Here is a 14,431-nt window from a genome sequence, read left to right as displayed (position 1 = left end):
GTATGAGCTTTTTCGACAAAGTTAAAGGTGCCATTAACTCAGGCCGTGACGAACTGACCCGCCAGGTTGGCCGTTTCAAAAACAAAAAATTCATGCAGGGCACCGTTGCTGTATGTGCCCGTATTGCCGTATCGAGTGACGGCGTAAGTTCGGAAGAAAAGCAGAAAATGATGGGCTTTCTGCGCTCTTCAGAAGAGCTGAAGGTCTTCGATACCAATGAGGTGATTGAGTTCTTCAATAAACTGGTTTCAAGCTTCGATTTCGATGTTGAAATCGGCAAGGGCGAAACCATGAAATACATCCTGGCGCTGAAAGATCAGCCTGAGGCCGCTCAGCTGGCCTTACGTGTTGGTATTGCCGTTGCGAAAAGTGACGGTAACTTCGATCAGGACGAGAAACTGGCCTCCCGCGAGATCGCTATCGCGTTGGGCTTCGACCCGGCTGAATTTGGCCTCTGATCCACATCCCTAAGGGTAAAATATGGTTTCCACACACATCGGCTTCCCGACTGAAACGGTCATTGTTTTTATTGCGCTTTCAGTCGGTGCCATCTTTATTGACCTGTTTATGCACCGTGATGACAAGCCTATTTCGCTGAAGAGTGCGGCGCTCTGGTCCGTATTCTGGGTTGTGGTTGCGATGGCATTTGCCGGTTTCCTCTATATCCACCACGGTGCTGAGGTTGCCAGTCTGTTTGTCACGGGTTATGCGCTGGAGAAAGTGCTGTCGGTCGATAACCTGTTCGTCATGATGGCCATCTTCTCCTGGTTCGCCGTTCCGGATCGTTATCGCCACCGTGTTCTCTACTGGGGGATCATTGGTGCCATTGTCTTCAGGGGCATCTTTGTCGCCATCGGTACGAGCCTGCTGAGTCTGGGGCCGTATGTTGAAGTTGTCTTCGCTATTATCGTTGCCTGGACAGCGGTCATGATGCTTAAAAGCGGTGATGACGATGATGAAATTGAGGATTACTCCCAGCATCTGGCTTACCGCATGGTTAAACGCTTCTTCCCTATCTGGCCGAAGCTCAGAGGGCATGCCTTCCTGCTTAACCAGAAGGAAGTGGATGCTGAACTGGCGAAACCAGAAAACAGCGATGTCACCATTGGCCGTGGTAAAAAAGCGGCGCTGTATGCGACCCCGCTGTTCCTGTGTGTGGCTGTGGTTGAACTCTCGGACGTAATGTTCGCGTTTGACTCGGTACCGGCAATCATTGCCGTCAGTCGTGAACCGCTTATCGTCTATAGTGCCATGATGTTTGCTATCCTGGGCCTGCGTACTCTGTACTTTGTCCTTGAGGCACTGAAACAGTACCTGGTTCATCTGGAGAAGGCCGTTATCGTGCTGCTGTTCTTCATCGCGGCAAAACTCGGCCTGAATGCGACCGATCACATCTGGCATCATGGTTACAGCATCGCGGCAACAACCAGCCTGTATGTTGTACTGGGTGTACTGGCGCTGGGCATTCTCGCAAGCGTCATGTTCCCGGGCAAACCTGAATCTGAGGAAAAGGGGAGTTAATCCCCTTAAGTGTTAACCTGAACAATTACTAATCGAAGAGGTTATTTTATGAGTGTTTCTCTTTCCAAAGGCGGGAACGTCTCCCTAAGTAAAGCAGCTCCGTCAATGAAAAACGTCCTGGTGGGCCTTGGCTGGGATGCGCGTTCAACAGACGGTCAGGACTTTGACCTGGATGCTTCAGCATTCCTGCTGGCCTCAAACGGCAAAGTGCGCGGCGATTCAGATTTCATCTTCTATAACAACCTGACGTCATCCGACGGTTCCGTAACGCACACCGGCGATAACCGCACCGGTGAGGGCGATGGTGATGATGAATCGCTGAAAATTAAACTGGACGCCGTCCCGTCTGAAGTTGACAAGATCATCTTCGTTGTGACCATCCACGATGCTCAGGCTCGTCGCCAGAGCTTTGGTCAGGTATCCGGTGCGTTTATTCGTCTGGTTAATGACGATAACCAGACTGAAGTTGCTCGCTACGATCTGACCGAAGATGCGTCCACTGAGACTGCCATGCTGTTCGGCGAGCTGTATCGCCACAATGGTGAGTGGAAATTCCGCGCAGTAGGTCAGGGTTATGCTGGTGGTCTGGCATCTGTATGTGCTCAGTACGGCATTAACGCGTCCTGATCAAAAAGTAACTTTTCTACCCGGGGCTGTTAATGCAGCCCTCATTCAACTGTTTGCAGGAGCTAAAAATGGCAGTTTCTCTCGTAAAAGGCGGCAATGTATCTCTGACCAAAGAAGCACCAACCATGAATGTTGCTATGGTTGGCCTAGGCTGGGATGCCCGTGTAACCGATGGTCAGGGTTTTGACCTGGACGCTTCCGTGTTCGCAGTAGGCGAAGACGGTAAAGTGTTGTCAGATGCGCATTTCATTTTCTTCAATAACAAAACCAGCCCTGATGGCGCGGTAGAGCACCAGGGCGACAACCGTACCGGTGAAGGCGACGGCGACGATGAGCAGGTCAAAATCGATCTGACCAAAGTCTCAGCAGATATCAAAAAACTGGTGTTTGCCGTTACCATCTATGATGCAGAAGCGCGTAAACAAAACTTCGGCATGGTGAGCAACAGCTTCATGCGCGTTTACAACAACGACAACGGCACGGAAATTGCCCGTTTCGATCTGTCTGAAGATGCCTCAACCGAAACCGCTATGGTCTTCGGTGAACTGTATCGTCATGGCGCTGAGTGGAAGTTTAAAGCTGTCGGTCAGGGCTTTGCCGGTGGCCTGGCGGCTCTTGCCTCCCAGCACGGCGTTAACATCTAAAATAACGCTGAATCATACCCCGGCAATGCCGGGGTTTTTTTTGGTTGCGATCCGCTATCAGGAGGGGGGGGGCAGAAAGGGTTCGGGAATCTCAGAAAGCAGAGAGATGTTAATTCTGACGTGAGCCTTTTAAAGGCAGGAAACGGATTTTTCTCTGGTTGCTGGTTAAAGCCTGTATTCCGTGCCTTATATCAACAGCATGCCCCTCTGATATATGTTACGTTTGCGACTTATGAAGGCACGGGTTCTGGAAGATAAAATACCCGACCAATGGAAATTCCAATTCAACAGGTATAGAAACTTCAACGTGATGAAATATGGTGTCACACCATATATACGCCTCACCAGAAATCCAGCGTCCTGAACTAAGCCAGGGGAACCTATATAAACGCTGCGCTTTAAAATAATCAAAAATCAGGAGAGTTAATGTGAATCTACAATCCGGACAAAACATACCACTTCAGCAATCTGCGATCAGGCTGAATCTTCAGTACCCTACCAAATCCGGCTTTAAAGGCGAACCCGATACCTGCCTGTTCCTGCTTAATGCTCAGGGAAAGGTCAGCGGCGATTCTGACTTTATCTTTTACAATAATCTGTCTTCTCCTGAAGGGGCAGTAAAGCTCGTTACCGGTTCTCAGCAGTCCAGCATTGAGATAGCACTGGATCGTGTTCCTGCGAACATCAGTAAAATTGCAATCACAGTTGTCATTGATGGTGAAGATACCATCAGTGGGCTCAGTTCGTTGAGCATGCAGGCTCAAGGAATCGCTGAGTTCCAGGCTGAGACTCAGGGCCGCAGTGAGAAAGCAATTATCCTGGGTGAAGTATATCGGCACAATGGCGCCTGGAAGCTTCGTGCGCTCGGGCAGGGTTTCAACGGTGGTCTTGAGCCTCTGGCCATTAGCTATGGCGTTGATGTCGCACAGCCAGCTCCGCAGCCAGCAAAGCCTGCTCGTATCAGTCTGGAAAAGAAACTGGAAACCAGATCTCCGCGCCTTGTAAGCCTCGCTAAAAAAGCCTCGGTCAGTCTTACTAAAAATAAACTGGACACCCTTGAGGCAGCGGTTGCATTTGTACTTGACGCATCCGGCTCAATGAGTGGCCAGTTCAGTAAGGGTAACGTTCAGTCTGTGCTGGACCGCATCGCCGTTCTTGCCGCCCAGTTCGACGACGACGGTGAAATGGATGTCTGGGGATTTGGAGAGAAGCATAAGAAGTATCCAAACGTCACACTGGACAACCTGGACACATATATTCAGTCCATTCGCGGGGCTGGAAAGCGTTCAGCCTGGGAGAACCTGCCGGGCCTCGGAGGGACAAACAACGAGCCTCCTGTGATGGAAGAAATAGTCGACTACTTTAAGGACTCGAAAATCCCGGTGTATGTTGTATTTATTACCGATGGCGGGATCAGCAAGACCCGGGCGATTAAAGATGCAATCCGGCGTTCTGCCAACTACCCCATCTTCTGGAAGTTTGTCGGCCTGGGTGGTTCAAGCTACGGTATCCTCAAAAATCTGGATGACTTTACTGACCGCCGGGTTGATAACACCCACTTCTTTGCCATGGATGATTTCGGTTCGATTAGCGATGAAAAGTTATATGATAATCTACTGGAAGAATTCAGACCGTGGATCGATGAAACAAAAAGGTTAGGCATCCTTTAATACGCACAGTTTGAGCTTGGTTGAATGAGCTCTACAGCAGCTTAATACTGTAGAGCCTTTGTTCATTGGAAATCGTACAGGGAGGCGCATATGGACCGCATCAAGTACCTGAAATGGATAGCTGAAGAATCACCAAGTACGGCTCAGCAGCTGGTGGCCTGGTTAAACAGAGCAAGGCACTATACGCCCGACATGAAAGAGCATCAGGCAGGTGTACAGATTCAAGAAAAGGGGATTGTTGTAGGGCTTAGACAAAGTACTAATCGTTATCATGGAGATTGTCTGACCATACATGTGGTACGGCTTCCGGAAGAAATACAAAACAAGGGATGGTTTAAGTCTTTTCTGAAGCTTTGCTGTGAATCGAATCCCTGGTGCGATGTTGTAATAGAAGACGTGAAAAACCCATATTTATTAAGCTTTTGTAAGAAACTAAACTTTACTGTATTAGATGAATTTTACCCGAATACTTACATAGTAAACACAGATGCCATTATGAGTTTACCTATCCCACCCTTAGGGAGATACGAAACCTATCTTTATTAAACCTGCGAACCTTTACCGGTTGCGTGGGGAGCGGATGGACTTCGGCTAAAGAAAAATCACATCGTCTATTTTGACCAGAAAAAGCTAATCTGCTTGATGTAATGCAGAAACGCATTACATTAATATCTTCTCCCAACAATCACCTGAACAATTCCCTGATTGCTTTTCACCTCATACCAGTGCTGGCTCATAGTTAGTCCTTAAGCAAATTTGTTATCGGAATAAAGAACGAAGCCAGCCTCATCGAGGCGCATAACCTTCTTCCCTTAACGCCTGTTGTAATTTTTCAATTGCGCTTTTCATTACCCAGGCTTCTTCGTCACTCACAGCACAGCCACGAAGATCGCTCCAGCTCAGACGTTTAACTAATTGAGCAAGGGCCATAGTTTCATTCTCATCAAGCTGCAAACTCAGTGTCTCAATACCTTCCACTATCTAACCTCCCTTATACTGAAAAATGGCGCTTTATTTCTGACCAGATGCCGAAGCCTTGAATGCGGCCGGAACTGCCGTTGTTTCTACTTTACAGAAATGGAATTAAAAAGTGGTGGTGCTGGGCACGTTTCTTTTCCAGTCGGGGTTTAAGCCAGAGCCGAAACTCATTCAACTTCTCAGCAGCCAAAACCGCTTCAACGGGGAAAACTTTATATTTACCCTGCTGCTGAGGTTCACCCAACCATCGCCTGATGGCTCCGTCAGTCCATAAACGAGTCTCTTTGAGCCTGGTTACAGTGACCCATTTCCTGGACCATTCATCAAATTGTCGCTGGCGATCCCGATAACGTTGTTCTTCCTGCTGACGAAGCCAGTCGCGATCAACAGCGAATTTTCGGTATCCAACAAAGAGCCCTTGTACTTTGGCCATGACAACATTCCGGTTTGCTTAGAACTGTTCAGACAGACATGTCAGGGATAAAGCTGAAGAAAAAGGTACAACGAAGAATAACCAAGACATAGGCCTGCCGGGTAAGTGGTGCGGTGCACAGGACTGTCGGAAAGTACGCTCAGAGAGGGTCGTTTAAGCATGATGCACCACCGCCAGCCAGCCTTAATAATGGTAATGTACCACTGGGTTACCAGACAGACCAGTAACGCATCAAACATAAAACTGTTTTTTAAAAAACGTCAGGAACGTAGCCTGACCTTTTAACCAGTGGTGTAAAAAACATACAGATTGCTCTGAGGTATGAGGTTCAGCAACTAGCCTTGTCGACGCAGAAACATTAAGTAATCAATAGCAGCTATCGCAAACAATGGTGAAAACCACCACGTGCTTTTCAACAAGCCAAGCGGCAGAAAGAGTACAGTTGCCATCGAATAAACAAAAACACGAACCATACCATCTGTAATAAACATAGGCTATTTGCAATCTGAGGTTGGATTGTAGATTTTAGTTAGAAATGGATCAAAGTCCGTTTTGTGCAAAACTTGGTTGACAACCCTCTTTTGGAAGATGTGCCGTTTCGTGCAAAAGTTGGTTGGAGGCCAAGATGGCAGAGTTCGTAGGTTCGGCTGCTTCGCAAGCTGATTTCATTTGGAAGAACGCGGAAGACCTGTGGGGGGGGATTTCAAGCATACCGACTTCGGCAAGATCATTTTGCCGTTTACTCTGCTGCGTCGATTGGAGTGCGCACTGGAGTCTACACGGGAAGCATCGCTCGATAGCCAACCAGCCACGATTGAGTTCTTAGAAGCAGAGTTCAGTGTTGATTTCGATGCGCTGCTATCTTGACCGCCAATCAGACCCGCATGGTTCAGGTTTGTGTATGAGAGTCCCCAAATGGCTGTAGTTCTAACCAAAGCCTTGATTGAAGCCGGCCGCGCCGGAAATAGTGGGTACAGAAAAGGCAGTTGCTTGCGCTGGGCGTAAGTTACCCGCCGAAAAGCGGCTGTATCGAACGACTGATCGGCACTGAGGTATCTGACGAGCAGTACGAACGCTTTCTGGGGCACAGCACGAGCAAGCAGGCTGAACAGATCCTACGCGGAGAGCAGCCAGCCAAGGGGCTTCAGTATGCAAAGCGAGCGAAGAAGCTCGCTTCTGAAAGAAAAGCCACAATTGATCTGGATAACGAGCACCTGTCTGAAATCGAAAAGTATCGGTAGCCCTAGACTTTTAGCCGCTGAAGATCTCTTAGATACCATTGGTGAAACTTGCTGAAGTCAGCCTTCTGTTTCTCTACCGTGCTGTTATAGATCGCATCACTGGTAACCGCACAAGCAGTCCAGCCAGCCTCATAGACGAAGCGAGTAGCTATCGGTGACTTCTTCGGGGTGCTATCCCAGCGGTTTTTGAGCCACCGCGCAAGCCCTTCATCAAGAGGGACCACCAGATTTAGCTGCTGTTTTGTGCGAGTGATACCGACATAAAACAGCCGACGTTCCTCCTCGATTTCCTCTTCGGCCGGAGGGGTGTTCATCGATGTGCGAACGCTGTAAACATCATCGGGTTTGCCGCCAGGAAATTCCTGCTCATTCAGCCCGATCAGGGGTCGTCTCAGAAAACGGAATCTATGGTCACTCCCGTTTTTGCAACACCGATTTTGACGACAAGTTGGCTTGCTTGAATCTATCCGGCGTCTGAATGGGATTTTATTCCCGCGCCTTGATGAGTTCCGCGCCTGATGAACCTCCAGAAAATATACGGCTTCAATGAGCCTTTCCGTTTTACAGGTTCCTCAACAGGCCGGTGGGCCGTTAGTATCATCAATATCAGTATTCGCAAAACCAGATCAGTAATTCTTTAAACCGGTGTATTTCTGCCGTTATGCTACATAAGTTTGCTGTCGTGCCGTTAGGGCCCAGGCTATTCTGGCCAGCTTGTTTGCCAGAGCACAAGTGACGACAAAGTTGCTTTTCCGGCACAGTAAATCCCTGACCCAATCGGCCAATTTGCCAGACTGGTGTTCCAGTTTTTGTATGAATACCCTGGCACATTGAACCAACAAAGTTCGGATCTTTTTATTACCTCGCTTACTAATTCCCAGCAATGTCGTCCTACCTCCCGTGCTGTACTGCCGAGGTACAAGCCCTGTTGCCGCCGCAAAGTCACGGCTGCTGGCGTACTGCTTCCCGTCGCCAATCTCAGTTGAAATAGTACTCGCTGTCAGTGTTCCGACGCAGGGAATGCTCAGCAAGCGCTGTCCAACCTCATCTTCGTCCAACTTTCGTTTCAACTGGGATTCCAAATCTTTAATCTGCTCAACAAGATAGTGATAATGCTGTTGTAATTTCAGCAATAACTGGCTGAGGTAAAGAGGCAAACTATTATCCTCAAGAATGGTACTCAGTCGGCTAATAACGGCAGCTCCTCGGGGAACGCTAATGCCAAATTCCAGCAGAAAAGCATGCATTTGATTGGTTGTTTTTACCTTATCCTGAACCAGGGATTCACGGACACGATGCAGAGCCCGCATTGCCTGCTGAGATTCCGTTCTGGGCTGCACAAAACGCATAGACGGACGCGATGCAGCTTCACAAATAGCTTCGGCGTCGACAAAGTCGTTTTTATTGCTTTTAACGAACGGGCGGACAAATTGTGGTGATATCAGCTTTGGGGAATGCCCCAACTCTTCCAACTTGCGTGCCATAAAGTGAGAACCGCCACAGGCTTCCATTGCGATGGTTGTAGCGGGGCATGTCGCCAAAAATTCGATCAACTTTGGCCGGGTAAATTTTTTACGGTAAACAGCCTTCCCGCGACGATCCTGGCAATGAATATGGAAAGAGTTTTTACCCAGATCGATACCAATGAGCGCAATGTTTTCCATGATAGTTGTCATTTTCAGAAGACGACTGCACCAATTGACGGGGCGTAACGCCAGATGTGCAGGCGACTCCTGACAACGCAATATCAGAAGTCATCTGCACCAATCTCGACTATGCTCAATACTCGTGTGCACCAAAGCGAGGTGTGAGCATGGCGTCAGACACATCATTGATTGCCGAGCAAGGCGTGGCCACCCTGCCCGATGCGGCTTGGGCGCAGGCCCGGCAACGGGCGGAAATCATCGGGCCGCTGGCAGCGCTTGATGTGGTCGGGCATGAAGCCGCCGATGCCGCTGCTCACGCGCTTGGCCTGTCCAGGCGGCAGGTGTATGTCCTAATCCGCCGTGCCCGGCAAGGTGCTGGGCTTGTGACGGACCTGGCTCGCAGCCGATCCGGCGGCGGAAAAGGCAAGGGACGCTTGCCGGAATCAGTTGAGCGCATCATCCGCGAGTTGCTGCAAAAGCGCTTCCTGACCAAGCAGAAGCGTAGCCTGGCAGCGTTCCACCGCGAGGTCGCGCAGGCTTGCAAAGCGCAAAAGCTGCGGGCGCCGGCGCGCAACACCGTGGCTCTGCGGATCGCCGGCCTCGATCCGCTCAAGGCCACTCGCCGCCGGGAAGGTCAGGATGCGTCCCGCAGCCTGCAAGGTGTCGGTGGTGAGCCTCCCGCCGTGACCGCGCCACTGGAACAAGTGCAGATTGATCACACGGTCATCGACCTGATCGTGGTGGACGAGCGCGACCGGCAACCGATTGGCCGTCCGTATCTGACCATCGCCATCGACGTGTTTACCCGCTGCGTGCTCGGCATGGTCGTCACGCTGGAAGCGCCGTCATCTGTTTCGGTCGGCCTGTGCCTTGTGCATGTCGCCTGCGACAAGCGTCCCTGGCTGGAGGGTCTGAACATAGAAATGGAGTGGCCGATGAGCGGCAAGCCCAGGCTGCTCTACCTGGACAACGCGGCCGAGTTCAAGAGCGAAGCGCTACGCCGAGGCTGCGAGCAGCATGGCATCCGGCTTGACTATCGCCCGCTCGGGCAGCCGCACTACGGCGGCATCGTGGAACGGATCATCGGCACGGCGATGCAGATGATCCACGACGAATTGCCAGGGACGACCTTCTCCAACCCTGACCAGCGCGGCGACTACGATTCCGAAAACAAGGCCGCCCTGACGCTGCGTGAGCTGGAGCGCTGGCTCACATTGGCGGTCGGCACCTACCACGGCTCCGTGCACAACGGCCTGCTCCAGCCGCCGGCAGCGCGCTGGGCCGAAGCTATCGCGCGGACCGGCGTGCCAACCGTCATCACTCGCACCACGGCTTTTCTGGTCGATTTTCTGCCCATCATCCGCCGCACGCTGACCCGCACCGGCTTCGTCATCGACCACATCCATTACTACGCCGATGCGCTCAAGCCGTGGATAGCTCGGCGCGACCGCTTGCCTGCGTTCCTGATCCGGCGCGACCCGCGCGACATCAGCCGCATTTGGGTGCTGGAGCCGGAGGGGCAGCACTATCTGGAAATTCCATACCGCACCTTGTCGCACCCGGCTGTCACCCTCTGGGAACAACGACAGGCGCTGGCGAAATTGCGGCAGCAAGGGCGCGAACAGGTGGATGAGTCGGCGCTGTTTCGCATGATCGGCCAGATGCGCGAAATCGTGTCCACCGCGCAGAAAGCTACGCGCAAGGCGCGGCGCGACGCGGATCGACGCCAGCATCTCAAGGCAACGGCAGTTCTTTTCAAAACCACGCCACCACCGGACGCGGACATGGCTGACCCGCAGGCAGACAACCAGCCACCTGCCAAACCGTTCGACCAGATTGAGGAGTGGTAGCCGTGGAAGAATATCCCATCATCGACTTGTCCCACCTGATGCCGGTGGCCCAGGGCTTGGCCCGTCTTCCGGCGGACGAACGCATCCATCGCCTTCGCGCTGACCGCTGGATCGGCTATCCGCGAGCAGTCGAGGCGCTGAATCGGCTGGAAGCCCTGTATGCGTGGCCGAACAAACAACGCATGCCCAACCTGCTGTTGGTCGGTCCAACCAACAACGGCAAGTCGATGATCGTCGAGAAATTCCGCCGCACCCACCCGGCCAGCTCCGACGCCGACCAGGAGCACATTCCGGTACTGGTCGTGCAGATGCCATCCGAACCGTCGGTAATCCGCTTCTACGTCGCGCTACTTGCCGCGATGGGCGCGCCATTGCGCCCGCGCCCACGGCTGCCGGAAATGGAGCAATTGGCGCTGGCACTGCTACGCAAGGTCGGCGTGCGCATGCTGGTGATCGACGAATTGCACAACGTCCTGGCCGGCAACAGCGTCAACCGCCGGGAATTCCTCAACCTGCTGCGTTTCCTCGGCAACGAGCTGCGCATCCCGCTGGTCGGGGTCGGCACACGCGATGCCTACTTGGCGATCCGCTCGGACGACCAGTTGGAAAACCGCTTCGAGCCGATGATGCTGCCGGTGTGGGAGGCCAACGACGATTGCTGCTCACTGCTGGCCAGCTTCGCGGCTTCGCTCCCGCTGCGGCGACCCTCGTCGATTGCCACGCTGGATATGGCCCGCTACCTGCTCACGCGCAGCGAGGGCACCATCGGCGAGCTGGCGCACCTGTTGATGGCGGCGGCCGTCGCTGCCGTGGAGAGCGGTGAGGAAGCGATCAACCATCGCACGCTCAGCATGGCCGATTACACCGGTCCCAGCGAGCGGCGGCGGCAATTCGAGCGGGAACTGATGTGAAGCCAGCGCCACACTGGCCACTGCATCCGGCTCCCAGGGAAGGCGAAGCCTTGTCTTCGTGGCTCAACCGCGTGGCCCTTTGCTATCACATGGAGGTGTCCGAGCTGCTGGAGCACGATCTTGGTCACGGCCAGGTTGATGACCTGGACACCGCGCCACCACTGGCGCTGCTGGCGATGCTCTCCCAGCGGAGCGGCATCGAGCCGGACCGGCTGCGTTGCATGAGTTTCGCCGGCTGGGTGCCTTGGCTACTGGACAGCCTTGATGATCAGATTCCAGATGCATTGGAAACCTATGCGTTCCAGCTCTCGGTGCTGCTGCCGAAACTCCGCCGTAGGACGCGATCCATCACGAGCTGGCGTGCCTGGCTGCCCAGCCAGCCGATACATCGCGCCTGCCCGCTCTGTCTGAACGATCCGGAGAACCAAGCCGTACTGCTCGCGTGGAAGCTGCCCCTGATGCTGAGCTGCCCACTGCATGGCTGCTGGCTGGAATCCTATTGGGGCGTGCCAGGGCGGTTTCTCGGCTGGGAGAACGCCGACGCCGAACCGCGCACTGCCAGCGACGCGATTGCGGCGATGGACCAGCGTACCTGGCAGGCACTGACGACCGGCCACGTGGAGTTGCCGCGCCGACGCATCCACGCCGGATTGTGGTTTAGGCTGCTACGCACGCTGCTCGATGAGCTGAACACCCCGCTTTCGACGTGCGGCACCTACGCGGGGTATCTCCGCCAAATCTGGGAATGCTGCGGGCATCCGCTGCGTGCTGGGCAAAGTCTGTGGCGACCGTATGAAACCCTGAACCCGGCAGTACGGTTGCAGATGCTGGAGGCGGCGGCAACGGCAATCAGCTTGATTGAGGTGAGGGATATAAGCCCGCCAGGCGAGCACGCAAAGCTATTCTGGTCCGAGCCCCAAACCGGGTTCACCAGTGGCCTGCCGGCGAAAGCGCCGAAGCCCGAACCCGTCGATCACTGGCAGCGTGCAATCCAGGCCATTGATGAGGCCATCATTGAAGCACGACACAACCCCGAGACGGCACGCTCGCTGTTCGCGTTGGCTTCCTATGGTCGGCGCGACCCCGCTTCCTTGGAACAGTTGCGCGCCACCTTCGCGAAGGAAGGCATCCCCCCGGAATTTCTGTCACATTATGAGCCTAGCCTACCCTTTGCATGCCTTAGACAGAATGACGGGTTAAGTGACAAATTTTGACGTGCAGAGCTTCCCGATGCAAACTGTCACATAATCGAACGTATATGTGACAGGTACAAGATGCTGATTGGCTACATGCGAGTATCGAAGGCGGATGGCTCCCAGGCGACGGACTTGCAGCGCGATGCGCTGGTCGCGGCCGGTGTTGATCCGGCGCATCTCTATGAAGACCAAGCGTCCGGAAAACGCGAGGATCGTCCCGGTCTGGCGAGCTGTCTGAAGGCACTACGGCCAGGCGACACGTTGGTCGTTTGGAAACTGGATCGGCTCGGGCGCGACCTGCGCCATCTGATCAATACCGTCCATGACCTGACCGGACGCGGCATCGGCCTCAAGGTGCTGACCGGGCACGGCGCGGCCATTGACACCACGACCGCCGCCGGCAAGCTGGTCTTCGGTATCTTCGCCGCGCTGGCCGAGTTCGAGCGCGAGTTGATCGCCGAGCGCACCGTGGCGGGCCTGGCCTCAGCACGGGCACGCGGCCGGAAAGGCGGCCGGCCGTTCAAGATGACCGCCGCCAAGCTGCGGCTGGCGATGGCGGCAATGGGGCAGTCAGAGACCAAGGTCGGCGACCTGTGCCAGGAACTTGGCATCACGCGGCAGACCCTGTATCGGCATATTTCACCCAAGGGCGAGCTACGTCCAGATGGCGAGAAGCTACTCAGCCGAATTTGATGCCGACATGAGGCGACGTAGCGAAAGCGTGGTTTGTCTCAATTTGACGGCGGCGAACCGCAAGCGTTCGGTTCGCCGCTCGTTTCGGTCGCAGTGCTGGCCCGCGCCTGGAAACGTTGATAACACTCCAGCCCGCAGAAGTGCTCGACGTACTCCGCGCCTTCCGGTGTGAAGGCGGCATCGAGCGGAATTTCCTTGCAGCACACGCAGCAACTGGTGGCGGTCGGATCATTTGCATTCATGGTGGCACCCCTCCATTGACTGACGAAGACGGCGAATGCCGCCGCCGGCATCGGCTTTGCGAACAGAAAGCCTTGCCCGCGCTCGAACGCTTGGGCCCTCCGCCGTAGTCCATCCATCCGGCCGGGAAGCGCTCATGATCTTTCCCTGAATGCCCGCAACGCCCGCGCCAGTGACAGAAGAAACAGGCCGGTCAAACCGAGCGCCGTGATGACCCAATACTCGACAAGGAATGCACCGGCGGTTGTGCCGGCCAGCACGGCAGCGAGGATGGACAGGTGGCAGGGGCAAGTCAGCACGGCCAGCGTGCCCCACAGGTAGCCGGTGAACGGTTTGTGCGTCTCGGCCGGCATGCGCTCGGGGCTGTTCATGGCAAACTCTCCGCATGCTGTGCCGGCGCGGTCGGCATGGCGGCCAACTGCACTTCCAGATTGGCCAACGCTTCGCGCCGGCGTTCGACGAACTGACGCAGCACAGCAAGCTGCGCGGCAGTTTCATCGCAGTTCGCCGCATCCAGCGCCCGGCACAGCCGCGCCAATGCGCCGAGGCCGATGCCCGCCTCGAAGGCGGCCCGCACGAAGCACAGTCGCTGCAAGGCGGCGTCATCGAACAGGCCGTAGCCACCCGTGGTGCAGGCGACTGGCCGCAGCAATCCGCGCAGCAGGTAGTCGCGCACGATATGCACGCTCACCCCGGCATCAAGGGCCAGCCGGGACACCGTGTAGGCGTTCATCGAACACCTCCTTTTGGTCGGTTCACGGCAATGCATATACCGTTTCGC

General features: G+C 54.4%; 17 protein-coding genes and 2 pseudogenes. 12 read left to right on the top strand and 7 right to left on the bottom strand.

All coding sequences use genetic code 11. The features are described from left to right. The first annotated feature begins 2 nt into the window (after positions 1-2). The 6 genes from AAER43_RS24340 to AAER43_RS24315 all read left to right on the top strand — a co-directional run bounded on the left by AAER43_RS24340 (position 3) and on the right by AAER43_RS24315 (position 5,008). Positions 3-458, top strand: coding sequence for a tellurite resistance TerB family protein (locus tag AAER43_RS24340; RefSeq protein WP_000007449.1), 456 nt, complete (start codon positions 3-5; stop codon positions 456-458). 22 nt (positions 459-480) lie between these two features. After that, on the top strand, positions 481-1,521 hold the full coding sequence (terC, locus tag AAER43_RS24335; protein WP_000255079.1) for a tellurium resistance membrane protein TerC: 1,041 nt from the start codon (positions 481-483) through the stop codon (positions 1,519-1,521). 48 nt (positions 1,522-1,569) lie between these two features. After that, positions 1,570-2,148 carry a tellurium resistance membrane protein TerD gene (gene terD, locus AAER43_RS24330; RefSeq protein ID WP_000116680.1) on the top strand — a complete coding sequence of 193 codons (579 nt, stop codon included), beginning with the start codon at positions 1,570-1,572 and terminating at the stop codon, positions 2,146-2,148. Between the two features lie 68 nt (positions 2,149-2,216). Further along, a complete protein-coding gene (locus tag AAER43_RS24325; protein WP_000301247.1) occupies positions 2,217-2,792 on the top strand; it encodes a TerD family protein in 576 nt (191 codons plus the stop codon). 428 nt (positions 2,793-3,220) lie between these two features. Further along, a complete protein-coding gene (locus AAER43_RS24320; protein ID WP_001053340.1) occupies positions 3,221-4,462 on the top strand; it encodes a VWA domain-containing protein in 1,242 nt (413 codons plus the stop codon). Positions 4,463-4,552: 90 nt separating this feature from the next. Then, positions 4,553-5,008, top strand: coding sequence for a hypothetical protein (locus AAER43_RS24315; RefSeq protein WP_000374058.1), 456 nt, complete (start codon positions 4,553-4,555; stop codon positions 5,006-5,008). Between the two features lie 240 nt (positions 5,009-5,248). Here the strand turns inward: AAER43_RS24315 and AAER43_RS24310 are convergent, their stop codons facing one another. Both AAER43_RS24310 and AAER43_RS24305 read right to left on the bottom strand, forming a co-directional pair. After that, complete coding sequence (locus tag AAER43_RS24310) at positions 5,249-5,440, bottom strand: hypothetical protein (RefSeq protein ID WP_000398479.1); 192 nt, start codon at positions 5,438-5,440, stop codon at positions 5,249-5,251. Positions 5,441-5,531: 91 nt separating this feature from the next. Beyond that, positions 5,532-5,873, bottom strand: coding sequence for a hypothetical protein (locus tag AAER43_RS24305; protein WP_001151572.1), 342 nt, complete (start codon positions 5,871-5,873; stop codon positions 5,532-5,534). Positions 5,874-6,498: 625 nt separating this feature from the next. Here AAER43_RS24305 and AAER43_RS24300 point away from each other — a divergent pair. Both AAER43_RS24300 and AAER43_RS24295 read left to right on the top strand, forming a co-directional pair. Next, positions 6,499-6,734, top strand: a pseudogene (locus AAER43_RS24300) (type I restriction-modification system subunit M N-terminal domain-containing protein); the annotation flags it as partial. 125 nt (positions 6,735-6,859) lie between these two features. Next, entirely contained in the window at positions 6,860-7,114 is a 255-nt protein-coding gene (locus AAER43_RS24295) for a hypothetical protein (protein WP_087878256.1), read from the top strand. A gap of 2 nt (positions 7,115-7,116) precedes the next feature. Here the strand turns inward: AAER43_RS24295 and AAER43_RS24290 are convergent, their stop codons facing one another. Together AAER43_RS24290 and AAER43_RS24285 are read right to left on the bottom strand one after the other, a co-directional pair. Next, on the bottom strand, positions 7,117-7,488 hold the full coding sequence (locus tag AAER43_RS24290; RefSeq protein WP_223259313.1) for a 3'-5' exonuclease: 372 nt from the start codon (positions 7,486-7,488) through the stop codon (positions 7,117-7,119). A 285-nt stretch (positions 7,489-7,773) separates the two neighbouring features. Continuing rightward, positions 7,774-8,778, bottom strand: coding sequence for an IS110-like element IS4321 family transposase (locus AAER43_RS24285; RefSeq protein WP_000427623.1), 1,005 nt, complete (start codon positions 8,776-8,778; stop codon positions 7,774-7,776). Positions 8,779-8,927: 149 nt separating this feature from the next. On the opposite strand from AAER43_RS24285, the gene AAER43_RS24280 reads away from it, so the two are divergent. The 4 genes from AAER43_RS24280 to AAER43_RS24265 are packed head-to-tail and all read left to right on the top strand — an operon-like array spanning position 8,928 to position 13,410. Continuing rightward, positions 8,928-10,610: a DDE-type integrase/transposase/recombinase gene (locus AAER43_RS24280; RefSeq protein ID WP_010791757.1), complete on the top strand. Its 1,683-nt coding sequence runs from the start codon at positions 8,928-8,930 to the stop codon at positions 10,608-10,610. Between the two features lie 2 nt (positions 10,611-10,612). Continuing rightward, positions 10,613-11,521, top strand: coding sequence for a TniB family NTP-binding protein (locus AAER43_RS24275; protein ID WP_000393453.1), 909 nt, complete (start codon positions 10,613-10,615; stop codon positions 11,519-11,521). Further along, the gene (locus AAER43_RS24270; protein WP_011405615.1) at positions 11,518-12,735 is read left to right on the top strand and encodes a TniQ family protein; all 1,218 of its coding nucleotides are present in this window, start codon (positions 11,518-11,520) and stop codon (positions 12,733-12,735) included. Before AAER43_RS24275 ends, AAER43_RS24270 begins: the two co-directional genes overlap by 4 nt. 60 nt (positions 12,736-12,795) lie before the next feature. Then, entirely contained in the window at positions 12,796-13,410 is a 615-nt protein-coding gene (locus AAER43_RS24265) for a recombinase family protein (RefSeq protein ID WP_010981357.1), read from the top strand. Positions 13,411-13,448: 38 nt separating this feature from the next. Here the strand turns inward: AAER43_RS24265 and AAER43_RS24260 are convergent. The 3 genes and pseudogenes from AAER43_RS24260 to merD form a co-directional block, all read right to left on the bottom strand. After that, positions 13,449-13,730 (bottom strand): annotated as a pseudogene (locus AAER43_RS24260) (DUF3330 domain-containing protein); the annotation flags it as partial. A 54-nt stretch (positions 13,731-13,784) separates the two neighbouring features. Continuing rightward, positions 13,785-14,021: a broad-spectrum mercury transporter MerE gene (gene merE, locus AAER43_RS24255; RefSeq protein ID WP_005413392.1), complete on the bottom strand. Its 237-nt coding sequence runs from the start codon at positions 14,019-14,021 to the stop codon at positions 13,785-13,787. Further along, on the bottom strand, positions 14,018-14,383 hold the full coding sequence (gene merD, locus AAER43_RS24250) for a mercury resistance co-regulator MerD (RefSeq protein ID WP_000995361.1): 366 nt from the start codon (positions 14,381-14,383) through the stop codon (positions 14,018-14,020). Before merD ends, merE begins: the two co-directional genes overlap by 4 nt. Positions 14,384-14,431 lie beyond the last annotated feature (48 nt).

The organism is Enterobacter sp. FUJ80071 (assembly GCF_038739915.1).
Lineage (GTDB): Bacteria > Pseudomonadota > Gammaproteobacteria > Enterobacterales > Enterobacteriaceae > Enterobacter > Enterobacter kobei.
Note: the sequence above shows the minus strand (reverse complement) of the source record. Positions and strands in the feature narration are given on the sequence as shown.

What these genes read in the sequence shown, in the direction of transcription:
- AAER43_RS24285 (WP_000427623.1), bottom strand. Translation starts at nt 8,778, where the DNA reads ATGGAAAACATTGCGCTCATTGGTATCGATCTGGGTAAAAACTCTTTC.
- AAER43_RS24305 (WP_001151572.1), bottom strand. Translation starts at nt 5,873, where the DNA reads ATGGCCAAAGTACAAGGGCTCTTTGTTGGATACCGAAAATTCGCTGTT.
- merD (WP_000995361.1), bottom strand. Translation starts at nt 14,383, where the DNA reads ATGAACGCCTACACGGTGTCCCGGCTGGCCCTTGATGCCGGGGTGAGC.
- AAER43_RS24340 (WP_000007449.1), top strand. Translation starts at nt 3, where the DNA reads ATGAGCTTTTTCGACAAAGTTAAAGGTGCCATTAACTCAGGCCGTGAC.
- AAER43_RS24325 (WP_000301247.1), top strand. Translation starts at nt 2,217, where the DNA reads ATGGCAGTTTCTCTCGTAAAAGGCGGCAATGTATCTCTGACCAAAGAA.
- terD (WP_000116680.1), top strand. Translation starts at nt 1,570, where the DNA reads ATGAGTGTTTCTCTTTCCAAAGGCGGGAACGTCTCCCTAAGTAAAGCA.
- AAER43_RS24265 (WP_010981357.1), top strand. Translation starts at nt 12,796, where the DNA reads ATGCTGATTGGCTACATGCGAGTATCGAAGGCGGATGGCTCCCAGGCG.
- AAER43_RS24280 (WP_010791757.1), top strand. Translation starts at nt 8,928, where the DNA reads ATGGCGTCAGACACATCATTGATTGCCGAGCAAGGCGTGGCCACCCTG.
- merE (WP_005413392.1), bottom strand. Translation starts at nt 14,021, where the DNA reads ATGAACAGCCCCGAGCGCATGCCGGCCGAGACGCACAAACCGTTCACC.
- terC (WP_000255079.1), top strand. Translation starts at nt 481, where the DNA reads ATGGTTTCCACACACATCGGCTTCCCGACTGAAACGGTCATTGTTTTT.
- AAER43_RS24315 (WP_000374058.1), top strand. Translation starts at nt 4,553, where the DNA reads ATGGACCGCATCAAGTACCTGAAATGGATAGCTGAAGAATCACCAAGT.